15 protein-coding genes, 1 pseudogene and 1 other annotated feature are annotated in these 15,816 nt (G+C 43.5%); of the genes and pseudogenes, 8 read left to right on the top strand and 8 right to left on the bottom strand.

Going from position 1 to position 15,816, the window contains the following annotated elements; translation table 11 throughout:
• Positions 1-2: 2 nt before the first annotated feature.
• Together qoxC and qoxD are read left to right on the top strand one after the other, a co-directional pair.
• Positions 3-599: a cytochrome aa3 quinol oxidase subunit III gene (qoxC, locus tag RH061_RS20850; protein ID WP_192469994.1), complete on the top strand. Its 597-nt coding sequence runs from the start codon at positions 3-5 to the stop codon at positions 597-599.
• Between the two features lie 2 nt (positions 600-601).
• On the top strand, positions 602-886 hold the full coding sequence (gene qoxD / locus RH061_RS20845; RefSeq protein WP_192469995.1) for a cytochrome aa3 quinol oxidase subunit IV: 285 nt from the start codon (positions 602-604) through the stop codon (positions 884-886).
• Positions 887-907: 21 nt separating this feature from the next.
• On the opposite strand, the gene RH061_RS20840 is transcribed toward qoxD, so the two are convergent.
• Positions 908-1,144 carry a hypothetical protein gene (locus tag RH061_RS20840; RefSeq protein ID WP_192469996.1) on the bottom strand — a complete coding sequence of 79 codons (237 nt, stop codon included), beginning with the start codon at positions 1,142-1,144 and terminating at the stop codon, positions 908-910.
• Between the two features lie 210 nt (positions 1,145-1,354).
• A complete protein-coding gene (prsW, locus tag RH061_RS20835) occupies positions 1,355-1,993 on the bottom strand; it encodes a glutamic-type intramembrane protease PrsW (protein ID WP_311072694.1) in 639 nt (212 codons plus the stop codon).
• 192 nt (positions 1,994-2,185) lie between these two features.
• Here prsW and RH061_RS20830 point away from each other — a divergent pair, with 192 nt between their 5' ends.
• The 3 genes from RH061_RS20830 (at position 2,186) to RH061_RS20820 (ending at position 4,818) form a co-directional block, all read left to right on the top strand.
• A complete protein-coding gene (locus tag RH061_RS20830) occupies positions 2,186-3,040 on the top strand; it encodes a peptidylprolyl isomerase (RefSeq protein ID WP_311072693.1) in 855 nt (284 codons plus the stop codon).
• Between the two features lie 370 nt (positions 3,041-3,410).
• Positions 3,411-4,247, top strand: coding sequence for a cytochrome c oxidase assembly protein (locus RH061_RS20825; protein ID WP_251615156.1), 837 nt, complete (start codon positions 3,411-3,413; stop codon positions 4,245-4,247).
• Between the two features lie 355 nt (positions 4,248-4,602).
• Positions 4,603-4,818: a hypothetical protein gene (locus tag RH061_RS20820; protein WP_311072692.1), complete on the top strand. Its 216-nt coding sequence runs from the start codon at positions 4,603-4,605 to the stop codon at positions 4,816-4,818.
• A 20-nt stretch (positions 4,819-4,838) separates the two neighbouring features.
• Here RH061_RS20820 and RH061_RS20815 read toward each other — a convergent pair.
• A pseudogene (locus RH061_RS20815) lies at positions 4,839-4,970 on the bottom strand (arsenic resistance protein); the annotation flags it as partial.
• Between the two features lie 200 nt (positions 4,971-5,170).
• Here RH061_RS20815 and RH061_RS20810 point away from each other — a divergent pair.
• On the top strand, positions 5,171-6,625 hold the full coding sequence (locus tag RH061_RS20810; RefSeq protein WP_251615154.1) for a S41 family peptidase: 1,455 nt from the start codon (positions 5,171-5,173) through the stop codon (positions 6,623-6,625).
• Between the two features lie 431 nt (positions 6,626-7,056).
• Positions 7,057-8,250, top strand: coding sequence for a PDZ domain-containing protein (locus RH061_RS20805; RefSeq protein ID WP_311072691.1), 1,194 nt, complete (start codon positions 7,057-7,059; stop codon positions 8,248-8,250).
• Between the two features lie 94 nt (positions 8,251-8,344).
• Here the strand turns inward: RH061_RS20805 and RH061_RS20800 are convergent, their stop codons facing one another.
• From RH061_RS20800 to RH061_RS20780, 5 genes are all read right to left on the bottom strand, one after another.
• Positions 8,345-9,469 carry a Ger(x)C family spore germination protein gene (locus tag RH061_RS20800; RefSeq protein WP_311072690.1) on the bottom strand — a complete coding sequence of 375 codons (1,125 nt, stop codon included), beginning with the start codon at positions 9,467-9,469 and terminating at the stop codon, positions 8,345-8,347.
• Positions 9,450-10,577, bottom strand: coding sequence for a GerAB/ArcD/ProY family transporter (locus RH061_RS20795; protein ID WP_311072689.1), 1,128 nt, complete (start codon positions 10,575-10,577; stop codon positions 9,450-9,452). The genes RH061_RS20800 and RH061_RS20795 overlap by 20 nt, the downstream gene beginning before the upstream one ends.
• A 15-nt stretch (positions 10,578-10,592) precedes the next feature.
• Positions 10,593-12,098, bottom strand: a complete 1,506-nt coding sequence (locus RH061_RS20790; RefSeq protein WP_311072688.1) for a spore germination protein — start codon at positions 12,096-12,098, stop codon at positions 10,593-10,595.
• Positions 12,099-12,217: 119 nt separating this feature from the next.
• Positions 12,218-13,555 (bottom strand): sodium-dependent transporter, encoded by a 1,338-nt coding sequence (locus RH061_RS20785; RefSeq protein WP_311072687.1) that lies wholly within the window; start codon positions 13,553-13,555, stop codon positions 12,218-12,220.
• Between the two features lie 88 nt (positions 13,556-13,643).
• Positions 13,644-13,892, bottom strand: a binding site (T-box leader).
• Between the two features lie 118 nt (positions 13,893-14,010).
• The gene (locus RH061_RS20780; RefSeq protein ID WP_311072686.1) at positions 14,011-14,394 is read right to left on the bottom strand and encodes a hypothetical protein; all 384 of its coding nucleotides are present in this window, start codon (positions 14,392-14,394) and stop codon (positions 14,011-14,013) included.
• 235 nt (positions 14,395-14,629) lie between these two features.
• Between RH061_RS20780 and iadA the strand changes: the two genes are divergently transcribed.
• Entirely contained in the window at positions 14,630-15,799 is a 1,170-nt protein-coding gene (gene iadA / locus RH061_RS20775; protein ID WP_311072685.1) for a beta-aspartyl-peptidase, read from the top strand.
• Positions 15,800-15,816 lie beyond the last annotated feature (17 nt).

Genomic DNA, 15,816 nt, shown 5'->3' with positions numbered 1-15,816 from the left:
AAATGAAAATCGATCAATCACTCCCGCTTGAATATAGTACAGAAGAAAATAGGTTGAAAATCTTAGGTTTTTGGATTTTCCTGGGGGCGGAAATAGCCCTGTTTGCAACGCTTTTCGCTGCATACTTTATTTTAGTGGACCGAACCGGAAGCGGCCCAAGCGGGGAAGAAGTGTTTAAAGCTCCGACCCTGATTATTCAAACTCTATTACTTTTGACTAGCAGTTTCACAATTGGCTTAGGAATTCATGCTATGAGGATTGGCAGAGTAAAAGCGATGATCAATTTCTTCATCATTACTCTTATTCTAGGACTGGGATTCATAGGTTTGGAGATTTATGAATTTGTACAATATATCCATGAAGGTCTGACACTGCAGACTAGCGGTTTTTCAGCTGCGTTATTTACTACATTGGGTACACACGGTGCACACGTAACGTTTGGTTTGTTCTGGGGTCTTGCGATCATTATGCAAATCAAGAAACGAGGTCTTACGCCTGAAACAGCCAATAAATCGTTCATATTTTCGTTGTACTGGCACTTCCTAGATGTGGTCTGGATATTTATCTTCAGCTTCGTCTACTTGAAAGGAATGATGTAAACATGAAAGATTTATTTCCTTTAAAACAAGTAATGGGGTTTGTATTTTCTTTAATCCTCACTGCAGTGGCTCTTGCTGTTTATTTCATGGATCTGTCTTATACCATTGGAATGTCCATTCTGCTGGTGACAGCCTTCATCCAGGCGGCGGTGCAGTTGGTTGTGTTTATGCACGCTGGTGAAAGCGAAGATAAACCGTCCATTTACACCAATATTTATTACGCAGTTTTCATTGCTTTAGTTACCATCTTTGGTTCATTGCTTACCCTGATATGGGGTTATGAATAAATGTGTTAATCAACGGGGCGTCTAAAATGGCGCTCTTTTTTTATTCTTATGTTGTGTTTTTTCCAATACCTCTCCTGAAGCAACAAAAAAGATCCCCATCAGGAAGATGAAAACGGCACCCACAATCGTGCCTGCTCCAATTGCTGCCAGAATTTCGCCTTTACTTACGAAAAGACCTGTGAGAAAAGTCGATATTCCAATACAAAGAAGGGTTCCACCCAGCAATTTAACTGTCTGAAGAATTTTTTCATTCGTCATTTCATTTCACCACCTTTGTACATATTATTCAAAATATTCACTAAATTGTCAAATTTGTTCACGAATGCGATTCAAACCAAGCAATTCATTAACTTATAAAGCGGCCGACATACTATGTTTTGTTAGAAGGTCTTGAACATGTACTCTATTAAAAATAGGCCCCTTCAGTAATGAAGGAGCCTTTCTAATCTAATAAACATGGTGATTTTTTTAGGCTAATGTTGCTAGCCTAAACTTCCTAATCCCTAAAAACCAGAGGAAAGCCATGTAAAAGACAATAGGCAGCAGCCAATCTTCTACTGTAAGAAGGATGTATGTATATCCTCCATGAAGTAGTGTGGGTATGATCAGGGACAGGACTATCCACCTAAGGGGCGGGCTACTTGAGAATTTCGCTTTCCCCAAATAGTAGCCCATGATAATTCCAAATATTGCATGACTTGAAACGGGTAATAGTGCACGGCTATATGCGAGTTCCAATCCATTAGCAAACAGGTAAAGGATATTCTCCGCAGAAGCGAACCCAAGAGAAACAGCCGAACTATATATAATACCGTCATAAGGTTTGTCAAATGCCAAGTGGCTGTATACCATGTTGTACAAAATGAACCATTTGAAAAATTCCTCAAGTAAGCCAACGGTAATAAACGATTCAATAATTGAACTGGGTATCAAGTCTTCTGTATCCAAAACGTAATGAATAAACATGATCGGGAAAACTAGCAGGGCACCTGAAAAGAATACTTTAGCCACTACCGATAATGGCTCTTGATCATATCTATCTTTTAAATATAAGTAACATAATAGCGCTAATCCCGGTGCCAGGCCTGCAGCAATAGTAGCGAGCAACAATACATCCTCCCGATATTTTTATAGATTTGAATCATTCAAACGCTTTAAAAAGATCAATAAACAACTTGACCTATAATGATTAGTATAACATAATGCATATATGAGCATATAAGCATTAAAGGTAATTCATTTTCGAATCATCATGCAGTAACTTACATTAACTATTAAACTACTTAGAGGTGTATTTAAATGAAGAAAACACTAGTTGGCATTTCGTTGGCTGCAGGAATAATCAGTTTAAGTGCTTGTTCCACAGGTCCCGCAAACTCCGAGGTGATTGTACAAACAGAAGCCGGAAATATTACTAAGGAAGAATTGTACGAATCCATGAAAGGTAAATATGGAGAACAAGTATTGCAAGACCTTGTCTATAAAAAAGTCCTTGCTAACAAATACAAGGTAAGTGATAAGGAAGTAAGTGGAAAATTGAAGGAAATCAAGGACCAGACGGGTGAAAACTTTGAAATGGTACTAATGCAAAATGGTATAAAGGATGAAAATGAGTTGAAAGAAGTGCTGAAAAGTCAACTCTTAATGGAAAAGGCTCTAATTAAAGATATAAAAGTCACTGATCAGGAAATTAAGAAGAGCTATGATGCCTACAAGCCAGAAATCAAAGCAAGACATATTCTGGTAAAGGATGAGAAGACCGCGAATGAAGTTAAAAGTAAATTGGCAAATGGTGATAAGTTTGAGAAGTTAGCAAAAGAATATTCCACCGACAAGTCTTCAGCAGAAAAAGGAGGGGATCTTGGCTGGTTTGGAATTGGTAAAATGGATCCTGCGTTCGAGAAAGCAGCTTATTCATTAGAAATAAGACAAGTTAGCGATCCCGTTAAGTCCTCATTAGGGTACCACATCATTAAGCTAACTGATAAAAAAGAAAAGAAATCCTTAGATGCGATGGCAAAAGAGTTAGAATATCAATTGAAACTTTCGAAAATTGACCAATCTAAAGCACAGGATATTTTGCAAAAGGAACTAAAAGATGCTGGATTAGTTGTGAAGGACAAAGACTTGAAAGGTATTCTGGCCGATAGTTGATCCGAAACTTGCCATAATCAATCAGCTCCCTGTCCAATCCTAACCGGTTAGGGAGTTTATTGTCGTAATGTGAATGTTTATTACTAGTATGATAGAAGACTGCACATTTTCTATTTTCTTCATAATTTTTATACTAAAATCCAAAAATAGGAAGTTGAGAACTGACTACTGCACTATATCAAAATTAAAATGAAAACTCGAACCTGTTTTGGACAGTAGAAACTGAAGGGGTGATAAAATGATGCAAATGTTTATACTGCTGATTGTCGTGCTTATTACGCTTTCAATTGTTTACGGCATCTTTCTTTATAAAGCATATAAAAAGGGAAAGCGCTAGATTGGATCAGAAACAAAGGGGAATCGAATTGTAATGATGGAACATAACCCGATTAGTGGAATTATTTATGAATGGAATATATTGCTTTTGCTTGGGTGCTTTGCTGTTGGCATTTACTATCAACGGAAACAACAAGCTATTAAAATGGAGTTAACGCAAAAGCAAAAAGGCTCATTCTACACTGGATTAGCCTTATTTGCTATAGCAATGGGGACTCCTGTATATAGTATTGGCCATTATCTTTTTTCTGTCCATATGGTCATCCAATCGATCATTTACCTAGCAGTTCCGCCGTTATTGCTTTATGGTCTTCCAAAAAGAAAACTGGGAGAAGTTTTGAACAGGGTTGGTGTATTACAAAGCTCAATACGATTCTTAACCAAACCCGTAATTGCGGTTTTGCTTTTTAATGGAATTTTTTCTTTTTACCATGTTCCATTTATTTTTGATTATTTAATGACCAACTCCTTTTTCATGGGTTTATCGACATTTGTTTTATTTGTCCTGGCCCTAATTATGTGGTGGCCAGTCGTCTCTCCGGCGGAATTCAAGGGAACGATGAAGCCGTTATATAAAATAGCCTATATATGCGTGATGGGCATCCTGCTCACTCCGGCATGTGCGCTAATCATTTTCTCAAAAGACCTGCTATATACTTCATATATGCAAGCACCGCAATTATTTGGAATTGGCCCATTAGATGACCAGCAAGCAGGTGGCGCATTCATGAAGTTCATCCAGGAAATCATATATGGGACAGTCATTGGCTTCATCTTCTTTGCCTGGTCAAAGGATCAAAAGAATGATGAATTGGAAAACAAACTAGAAGAGTATGAAGAACAATATTTGAATAATTTGAGGGAATTGTGAATAAAAAAATGTAATATATTCGTAATGCCTTGTGCATAATATCTGCAAAATCATATATTATTCTAAAATAGCTAGGACATCAAACCCCCTTTTAATATAAGTCCCTACCCAAGTAAGAAAGGCCGTCGTACTCATACGATGGCCTTTCTTACTCTGTTTTGGTTCTATACTGTAATGGTATATAATTAATGCGTAAAAATATATCACTATAAGCTACTAGGATACAGAGGAGTTTAATTGTTGAGGACGTAATCCTCCAAGATACAGTATTTGTAGAAATGGTTGAGTATTTCAAATTTGCCTTAATACCAAGCTTTTTTTCATTAATTATAAAGAATGGATAGGAGGATGAAAAATGCCAAAAGAGTACCAACCCTTCAGCAGCAAGAAAGTGTTTATTATCATCGGATTGGTTGTTTTCGGGGGGATGTTCCTTACATCCGTTATTGATGGAGAATATTATGCAGGGAAAGGTCAATTGCTTGAGTACAGACTATTTATACTTGGGTCTGCATTTATATATTATGTAATTGGCTATTTTTTGATAAAAAAGGCCAGGGTTAGAGATTAATAATTTAAAGCTAGAACTTTCATGATAAATCCAATATATAACGCAGGATTGTCACCTGAAAAAATCATTGCTAGGAGCCATGCAAGGATAGGTGTCCAGATAAAGTTTACGATGATTGAAGAGTATGTAAACTTGATGTTTTTAAAGATAGGTGTGATATTCTTGTGGTGCTAACTGAATCTTCAGGCTCGTACTAAAAAACGGGCACAAATCACCACTGGATGATACCTCTTTCGAAATCAGCTGCTAAATTTATCCTTCATACCCTGTCCCTGTTCGTCATATAATGGGAATCATAGAAATTTTTACGGCAGAGGAGCAGTAGATGCGGTAAACAGGGAGGAGTTTGGCAATGGAGCGTAAGTGGATTGCCATTTTGATGGCGGGCTCGCTGCTGACTGGTGCAGGAAGTACATACGCCGGCATGCAATGGTACGAAAGCAAGGCAGGTGTGCTGGAACGCCAGATTGTGCCCCTGAAAGATCATGCAGGTGCAGAGGCAGGCGATGCAAGCAGTCTCGAAAAAGTCGAGCAGGCATACAGTTTGATTTTTAACAGTTACGTAGAAAAGGTAGAAGAAGAAAAACTGGTTGAAGGGGCGATCCAGGGGATGCTATCAACCCTGGAGGATCCGTATTCCGTCTACATGGACAAGGAAACGGCCAAACAATTCAATGAGACGCTGGAGTCGTCCTTTGAAGGAATTGGTGCTGAAGTCAGTACGGTCGATGGAAAAATCGTGATTGTTTCTCCTTTTAAAAATTCCCCCGCAGAGAAAGCGGGTTTGAAGCCAAATGACCAGATTTTAACGGTCGATGGCGAGAGTATCGAGGGATTGGATTTATATGAGGCGACTTTGAAAATCCGCGGCAAAAAAGGGACACCTGTAGTGCTGGAAATCGAGCGTAAAGGCTTGAAGGATTCACTGAAGGTTAAAGTGATTCGCGATGAGATTCCGCAGATTACCGTCCATGCTGACATGAAAAAGGTGAACGGAGAGAAGATTGGTTACATGGAGATTACCTCGTTCTCAGAAGATACCTCCAAAGAGTTCAATAAGGAGCTTAAGGCTTTTGAAAAAGAAGGGCTGGATGCGCTGCTGATCGATGTACGCGGCAATCCTGGCGGGCTGCTTTCCAGTGTTGAAGAAATTTTACGAGAGTTGATTTCCAAGGAGAAGCCGCTCTATCAAATCGAAGAACGCAGCGGCGATAAGACTCGCTACTTCTCCAATCTGGAAAAAGCGAAGCAGTATCCTATTGCTGTGCTGACAGATGACGGCAGTGCATCCGCATCGGAAATTTTGGCCGGGGCATTGAAGGAAGCAGGCGGCTATCCAGTCATTGGCGAAAAGACCTTCGGCAAGGGTACAGTCCAGCAGGCTGTGCCGATGGGGGATGGCAGCAATATCAAGCTGACGCTGTTCAAATGGCTGACGCCAGACGGCAACTGGATCCATAAAAAAGGCATCGAGCCAACCGTCGAGGTCAATCAGCCGTCGCTTTATGATACCCATCCTATCCAGGCTGAAAAACCGCTTAAGCTGGACATGAATAACGAGCAGGTCAAAAATGCCCAGGAAATCCTTGCTGGGCTCGGGTTTGAGCCGGGCCGTACGGATGGATACTTCAGCGGCATGACCGAAATCGCCGTCAAAGCATTCCAGCGCAAAAATGACATGACTGTAACAGGTGTCATTGATGCAAAAACAGCCTCCGCACTCGAAGACGCGGCCAGGAAAGCGATGAAACAAGAAGAAAACGACCTTCAGCTGCAGACTGCATTAAGGCTGCTGGCGAATCAATAAACGAAGCTGTATCTCATTTGATTGGTTAAATGGGGTGCAGCTTTTTTTGGCTTGTATTTGGATGAACGTGCAATTAATGTGTCTGAGTGTGCAATTATGGCTAATGTCAGTGCAATTATTAAAGCTGAACGTGCAATTATTGAGTTGAACCTACAGAATAATTTTTCCAGCGACCTTTTTTTAATGAAACCCTCTGGATTCACTTCAAAATTGGGTGAATTTCATACTTGGAAGTACCTTGACTGCCGAAGTGACACTTAGATCTGCCTATAATTATTCAAATTCCTGACCCCATCCCAAGATTCAGCCCTAAAACAGCTCCACAAGAAAAAAATCCCATCAAGTTTCCTCAACTATTGATAGGTTTTACCACCCAGATTTGATAGAATAAGCTTAATATCATGTAATTTATGAAGGCTGGTGACATAGGGGTGGCACAGGATTGGTTCATTGAACTTTTGAAAGGGATGGGCAGGCTTCTGCTTCACCCTGTGTTCTATTATTCTTTTATTATAGCGGGGGTTCTTGGTGTTTCGCGCGTGAAGCGGGAGAGGAAGAACTTCACGGTGAGAGCCGAGGATGCTTATTTTGAGCTTAGGCAGCTATTTCCGCTGGGATTGCTGGTTGGGCTCGTTATCTCCATCGTAATCATAGCAGCGGGAATTGCGATTCCATTCGCAGCTATTGTTTTAGTTGCGTCAGCGACTCTGCTGCTGAGTCTAATAACAAGAGTCAGGCTGCTTACACCTGCATTTACGGTCGGAGCTGCGTTTTTCGCGTTGATTTTCCTGTCGGGCAGGCAAATCGACCTTCCGTTAGCTGGCGACTTATTTTCAAGTCTTGATGAGAAAATCTATCCATCGATTGCGATTTTGTTAGCTTTATTGACGATTGGCGAAGGCTTCCTGATTTTACGAAATGGGAAAAAGGGGACTTCACCAAAATTGAAGAAAAGCAAGCGCGGCCAAACGGTTGGTGTCCACGAGATAAAACGCCTGTGGGTTGTGCCGGCATTCATGCTGGTGCCGGGCAGTGTGCTGACGCTGCCGTTCGAGTGGTGGCCAGTGTTCGCGCTTGGAGACAATACATATTCCTTGATTCTTGTTCCATTTGCGATCGGTTTGCATCAGCAAGTCCAGGGGATGCTGCCTAAAGAAGCGGTCCAACAGCTGGGCAGCCGCGTGGTGGGTCTCGGAATCCAGATTACGCTGATTGCCGCAGCAGGATACTGGTATCCAATCGCTTCGATTGCAGCTGTTGCGATCGCCATGGTCGGTCGTGAAGCCTTGACGCTCATGCAAAGGATGCAGGAAGAGAGCAGGCCGTTCTATTTTTCGAAAAAGAACCATGGCGTGATGATTCTCGGCATCCTGCCTGAATCCCCGGCTGACAAAATGGCCCTCGGTGTAGGCGAGCTTGTCACAAAGGTGAACGGCACGAATGTCCACGATGAACATACCTTCTATGAGGCGCTGTCGCGGAACAGGGCGCATTGCAAGCTGGAGGTACTCGATACAAATGGACAGATCCGCTTCGTCCAGAGGGCGTTATATGAAGGGGATCACCATGAGCTTGGCATCCTTTTTGTCCAGGATGAGAAGAAGTGGGACAGTGCAGTTGTCTAGAATTTTGCGATGATTAGAAGCGCAGTAATCTAGAACTTTAAGAAATACCATAATATTTAGCGGGAGCCATCACATCGGGCTCCCGCTTTTCTGCTTATTCCACCACTCCAGTCCGCAAAATCTCAAACTCGACCTTCACATCGACTTTGCTTTCCGGGTACATGCCATGCCATTTTTCAGTGGTCAAGTTGGCCTGTCTGACACTTTTTCGATAAATCTCACCGAATCCAAACGGATCTGAACCTAATGCACGAGCTTTTTTGATTAAATTATCAATATCGGATGTGATTTTTTCACCGAGCTTCTTTTCAAGCTGCTTAAGGTATTCAGGGTTTTTTAAGTCCAGTGCCTGGTTGATCTCGAGCAGCCTGGTTTTCAATTTGACTTTCAGTTCAAATTGGAGATTTTCCTTGCTGATCAAGTTGATGTCACTTTTGCTGTGGATGGTATCGATCACCACTGCCAGCTTCTCGGGACCTTCAGGAGTCTCTTCCAGATCAAATCCTTGCTTGTCGACCTCCACTTCTATTGCTCCTGCCTTGTAGCGGTCATTGATCAGCTTTAAGTAAAAGGATTCTTTTGCGTCGATTTTACCGACCATTTTATCATTCTTGACCAAGGCCATGCCGGTAATTTTAACTATGCCATCTTCCCCCTTTAAAGTAGGCATGATCGGATCGATTCCCGGTGCATAAAAATCATGCATGACCTCCTGAAGAGTGGAAGATGGAATTTTTTCGCCTCTAATGTTTTGATCTAGCTCCTTATAAATGAGCTGGCTGATATCTGAAAATTGCTCATTCCTTTGGTTAAGGAGTTTGTTCGCATTTCCTTCAACCACCGCCAGATAGGTCAGGTCACTGATGGAGGGATCCCGGGCAAGAGTATCTGCCAGATTGATGAGACCCGAACGGACGACATCTTCACTGAAGAGTGCTACCCGCAGCTGCCCTGACTCCAGCTTTTTAGGACTTTTCAAATCCGCCTCATTTCTCGCTCCTTTACTGGTCGCTGACTTTGCGGCCAGGATGATTGAGCTTTGCGGAGCCTCCGGATCGATTTGAAGAAGTACCATTGTCGACAGGATTTGTTTATCCTCTGTGAGATCATAGCCCACTGTGGTAACCAAACCCATCTTTTCAAGTGTTTTCTGTTCTGCACAGCCAGAAAGGATAATCACAAGCATGACTATTATGAGCTTATGGATTTTTTTGTTCATTGGCCTCATCCTTTTTACGTGAAAGTTTCTTTTTGATCAGGACAGCACCAAAAAGAAATAATGGATAGACGAAAACAATATAGAGAGCGCCCCTGGCGAAGTAGTCATTGAACATATTAATCTGGGCCCTGGTAAGCGGATAAAGCAGTGTCAAGAAAACGAATAGTAAGAGCATCCAGCTGACTTTCTGTTCTTTTTTATTGAAAATCCTTGAAATTCCCCGGGTTGCCGCCCACATATAGAGCATCAGGTTTGGCAGGATCAGCAGGACCCAAAAAGTGATTGCCACGTATTCAAAGCGTTCAATGAAGGGGAAGCGGACAATTTTAAAAAGTGATAGTGTACCCCAAATTGTACGCTCCAGCTGGCCGCCGCTGAAATAGGCTAGGGAGACTACCATTAGCGCAAGGTACAGGAGGGTCGTGAAACCAAGGCCATACTGCATATATTTGTGGACCCGGTCTTTTTCTTTTAAAAAGGGATAGATGACGTAAATAATCTCAAAGCCGATGACCGTGAATGTCATCTGCTTTGCCCCTCTCAGTATTTCAGTGATTTTTGCTTCGAACATGGGAAATAAGTAATCCCAATTAGTGAACTGGAAAGGGTAAGCGAGCAGCAGGATCAGCCATAAGGATAGGACGACACTGAAGAAGCTGACACCGACAACGGTCCGCAGCCCGCCATTCAACCCGTAGTAAACAAGATAAACAAGGGTCAGCGAAAGCAGCCAATTTGGGATTTCTGGGAAGACCCATGCCTGGATGACCTCGATATAATTCCGGACAATGACGTGGAAGCTTCCTAGAAAGTAGACAACAAACACAATATTGATCAGGTTTCCCAGCCATTTTCCCAGGAGGTCATATTGGATGCCATACAGATCTGTATTCTCATACAAACTTAATGTTTTCACCATAAAGAACCCAATGGTGGCCGTGGCTATCCCACTGAGAATGACGGAAACCCAGGCATCATGTCTTGCTTCCATATAGATGATCCGCTGGAAACCCTGGATGCCAACACCCAGCTGCATAGAATGGATCACGAAGAAGAGCAGGAAAGTATTGACCATGTTTTGGGGCTTAGGCTCGATGTGAACTCTCATTGATAACACCACAACTTATTCTTTGGTTTTTGATGCATTGTGTTTCAGCTTGTCTACTGGCCTTGCTTGCTCCGGACGGATGTTGTTCCACTTGATTGGGAGGCGAATGATGCTGTCGCGCCAATCAGCGAATCTCGGTGGATAAAATGGAGCCAAAAATGGAGTCCCGAGACTTGATTGGCGCAGCAGGTGGATCAGCAGGAAACAAAAGCCGAACATCAGCCCGTAAAAACCCCAAAACCCTGCCAAAATGATTAATGGAAAACGCAGGACCCTGATTACGTTGCCCATCATATAGTTGGGTGTCGTAAACGAAGCAAGGGCGCTCACGGCGATGATAATGATCAGGATATTGCTTGTAAATCCCGCTTCTACAGCTGCTGTCCCGACGACAATACCTCCAACGATACCCATCGTCTGACCGACCTTTGTCGGCAGCCGTGCTCCGGCTTCCCGCAACAGCTCAATCATGGTTTCGAGCAGTAAGGCCTCGATAATCGGCGGGAAGGGTACGCGTGATCTTGACTCGCCAAGCGGAATCAGCAGGGTTTGCGGGATAATTTCATAATGGAAAGTCAGAGCTGCAACATAGATCGCCGTGAAAAATATTGAAACTATCATCGAGAACACCCTCAAGACTCTGAGAAAAGTCGCAATTTGCCATCTGACACTTTCATCCTCCATGCTCTGGAAGAATTCGATAAAGGTCTGCGGCGCACCGATTACCTGGACACTGCCATCAACAAGAACCACCATTTTCCCGTTCAACAGCCATGCGCAAGCTCGGTCCGGCCTTTCTGTCATCAGCAGCTGTGGAAAAATGGCCATCGAATTATCTTCGATCAGCTGCACCAACATGGAGCTGTCGAGTATACCATCAACATCGATAGTTTGAATTCTCTCCCGCATCCGGTCCACCATATCTTCATCCGCAATTCCTTTCATATAAAGAAGCGCAATCCCTGATTGCGTTTGTTTTCCTAAAGAAAAACTCTCATTGCAAAGATTGGGGTTTGTGAGATAACGGCGGATCAGGGATATATTGGTCGCCAGACTCTCATTAAAGGCGATTTGCGGACCTAAAACCTGTGATTCATTTTCAGGGCGGGTCAATGATCTGTTTTCCTGCGTACCGACCATTGCGCTGATCACGATAGGGTGGCCTGGTGAATGGACCACGACAGCTCCTTTTAAAACCGCGTCAACCACATCATCGATATATTTATGTTTAGAAGTGCTAGAGACTGTAATGTGCTTAAGCGCTTCGTTTGGAGAAGCATTTGCGTCTTCAAGCCGAGTGAGTACATCTTGATTCAGCATCTTTTTATCTGTCAAAGTATCAAAGAACATTAAGGTGAAGCCATTCTGAAGTTCCTTGGTATTTAAATCAGCGCTATTATGAAGGCTGTCTTTCATTTTTTTGATGAAATCAGCCTGATCTACAGGGATTAATTCCTTATCGTCGAGGTTTTTTTGATTCATGCTTTTGTTTACTATGGTTTTCTTTTTCTTGAAAAACATCAAAAATCCCTCCGATGCAGTCATCTACTCAAAAGGTTTTGCTTTAATGGGAAAAATTATACTGCTGATAGTTTTCATGATTGCATGAAAAAAGAAGCTGACAGTTGTCAGCTTCCTAATTAAATGATACCTAGTGAATCAAGGAATACAATGATGATCACGACTGGGACAACAAATCTCATCACATTGTACCAGAGATTGAAGAGCCAGCTGCCGGCCTTTGATTGCTGCAGCAGCTCCTGCCGCAATACTTCTTTTTTGATTTTTAACGGTACGAAAATCGAAATCAGCAAGACTCCTAGCGGCATCAAAATGTTGCTGACAAGGAAATCGGCTGTGTCGAAGATATTTTTTCCAAAAACAGTCGCTTCCGCCAATGTCCCGAATGACAGGGCTGAAGGGATGCCAAGCAGGAAAATCAAACCGCCGGCAATCCAGGCAAATCTTGTGCGTTTCTTCGGATCGCCTTTCGCGAGTGTGGCAACGACAATTTCAAGCATCGAGAACGCCGAAGTCAGTGTCGCGAACAGGAATAAGGCCAGGAACAGCAGCAGGAACAGTTCGCCCAGGAACATTTTTTCAAAAACAGCTGGAAGGACGACGAACAGCAATCCCGGCCCTTCTGCCGGTTCAAATCCGAGGGAAAAAACCGCAGGGAAGATCGCCAGACCGGCTAGCAGTGCAATGAATAGGTTCATCCCGACAACCGATAGGGCCGGCTGGACAATGCTGCCCTTCTTCGGCAGGTATGAGCTGTAGGTAACCATAACGGATACGCCGACACTCAGGGAGAAAAATGATTGTCCCATCGCGAATAGGATGCTTTCCGATGTGATGCTTGAAAAATCGGGCGCAAGGAAAAATGTCACGCCATCAAGCGCGTTTTCCAGCGTCAGTGAGCGGATGATCAGGATGATGAAAAGCAGGAACAATGCAGGCATCAGGACTTTGCTTGCTTTTTCAATCCCGGATTGAACTCCTTTGGCGACGACAATGATCGTAATCAACAGGAAGGCAGCCTGGGCAGCGAGCACGCTCCATGGACTGCTGATCGTCTGTCCAAACAAGTCCCCATAATTTGTTCCATCTTCAATCACTCCGCCAGCCAGCCCTTTTATAAAATAAAGGCTGATCCAGCCGCCGACTACGCTGTAAAAGCTAAGCAGCACGAAGCTGGTGACAACACCGAGTATCCCGATTAAATACCATTTGCTTTTCGGCGCTATTTCCAGGTAGGCGCGAATCGCTTCCTTACCGGTGCTGCGGCCAATGACAAACTCCGCAAGCAATAAGGGCAACCCGATGAATAAGGAAAATATGATAAACATCAGGAAAAATGCCCCGCCGCCGCTCACTCCCGTTACATATGGCAGCTTCCAGATCGCTCCGATGCCAATCGCTGACCCTGCAGCGGCCAGTATGAATCCGATTTTCGATGACCATTGTTCTCTCTCCATGTTGAATTCTCCCTTTTTCTCTCTATTTCAGCTGATGAGGAATGAGGTTACGGCAAAATAAAAAGCCACGCCTCTATCCATCAATCTGGATAGGGACGTGGCTGAACACGCGGTACCACCCTATTTGGAAGCATGCTGCTTCCCGCTCAAGTTACTGGATAACGGCCAAAACCGTTCCTTTTTTTAGAGCTATTTTCGGTCAACACGAAAAACAGCTATTTTTAAAAGGAAAAGCTCCAAGAACGAAATTCACCAGGCCTTTGTATCAGTTTCCACCAACCACTGATTCTCTATTAACAGGGAGACCGGCTTAATAGACTCTCTTCAACGCTTCAACTTATTAAAATATATTACTTGAAATTATAGTGTGATAATGAAGGGGTGTCAAGGATATAAAATATATTGATTTTAGGCTATCCAAATATGGATATGGCCTTGCCTTGCAATAAATGTTCCTATAGAAAGTAATTGATAAATGTCCAGCCCATGGTGGTGAGTATAATTGTGAATCCAGAAGTATAGCAAAGCATATTCAAGGTCCTTTTTTTCCTGGCTGAGAGGTACTGTCTGTAGTCCAGGGCTCCCTCCGCAAATCGCAGCCCCAACTCATCCGGCTCTACAATAAATTGATTTCCTTCCTCGGTTTGTAGAATAAGATTTTTAATCAATGGAAGACTGCTTATGTCTTGAAGCTGGTCTCTTGAAGAAATCCCCTGATTGTAGTCAAGAAAAGTACCGCCGGTAAAATCAACCCGTACAATGGTGTACACTGGGCTCTTCTGTATTGATTCTAAAAAATGGTATGACTGGAGCTCGATTGCTTTATTTGATCCACACATATATTCGCCTCCCTGCCATCACTTTGCTTTTTATTATATGCTAAAAGTGTTTAGATGCACATCATACCTACTATCAGCTGCAGTTAGACGCTATGGGCAGTGCGAATTGACTGGGATGATGGGCTGAATTCGTTGATAAATTCATGCTTTTGTTAGTAGGGAGTTAATCATAATTAGTATCAATGCTATATCCATTGGTTTATAATGGGCAAAAAGATTTTAGGAGGGGACTTTAATGCTGACGTTAATCAAAAATGGAGACGTTTACGCACCAGATTACCTTGGAAAAAAAGATATATTGCTTGTTGATCGTAAAATTGGATTCATACAGGATGAAATTAGTGTTCCTGATGGGTTTGTGAAAATACAGGTTATAGATGCGACAGGGAAAAAGGTTGTACCTGGCTTCATCGATTCCCATGTCCATCTGATTGGAGGAGGCGGGGAAGGCGGGTTCCGAACGAGGACGCCGGAGATCCAGCTGACACAGGCAACGACTGCCGGGATTACGACGCTTGTCGGTGTGCTCGGCACCGACGGTACGACGCGGACGATGTCAAGCTTGATCGCCAAGGCGCGCGCGCTTGAGGAAGAAGGGATTACCACCTATGTACAGACAGGCTCCTATCAGGTCCCGGTCAAAACGCTGACCGGGAAAATCGAGGACGATATCATTTTAATCGATAAAATCATCGGGGCAGGGGAGATTGCGATTGCCGATCACCGCTCCTCGCAGCCGACTGCCGAAGAATTGGCAAAGATCGCTTCGGCAGCGCGGATTGGCGGGATGCTGGGCGGAAAAGCTGGCATCGTCAATGTCCATGTCGGTGACAGCTTTGACCATTTGAAGCTGATAGAGGAAGTAGTGGAGACTACGGATATCCCAATCAGGCAGTTTTACCCGACCCATATCAATCGTAACCCGCATCTGTTCGAGGCAGGAATCGATTATGCGAAAAAAGGCGGCTGGGTTGATTTTACAACCAGTTCGATCCCGAAGTTCCTGGAGGAGGGCGAAGTGAAGTGCAGCGTTGCGTTGAAACGCATGCTTGATGCCGGAGTAGAGATCGGGCAGATCACCTTCACCTCAGACGGTCAGGCGAGCCTGCCTGATTTTGATGAAAATGGTGAATTGATCGGTCTGCAGACTGGACAGGTTTCCTCTTTGTACGAAGCGGTCAAGGAAGCTATTTTATCCGAGGGGATTCCGCTCGAAGTGGCCATCCGAGTCATTACTGCCAATCCGGCAACAGTTCTAAAGCTATCGCAAAAAGGGCGTATTGAAACAGGTCGTGACGCAGACCTGGTGCTGCTGGATGAGAATCTTGAGGTTGACACTGTCATTGCGATGGGGCAGGTCATGGTGGAGAATAGAGTTCCGTTGGTGAAAGGGACATTTGAATAGACTTGTTAAACTCCAGG

The sequence above is a fragment of the Mesobacillus jeotgali genome (assembly GCF_031759225.1).
In the GTDB taxonomy this organism is placed as follows: Bacteria; Bacillota; Bacilli; order Bacillales; family Cytobacillaceae; genus Mesobacillus; species Mesobacillus jeotgali_B.
Note: the sequence above shows the minus strand (reverse complement) of the source record. Positions and strands in the feature narration are given on the sequence as shown.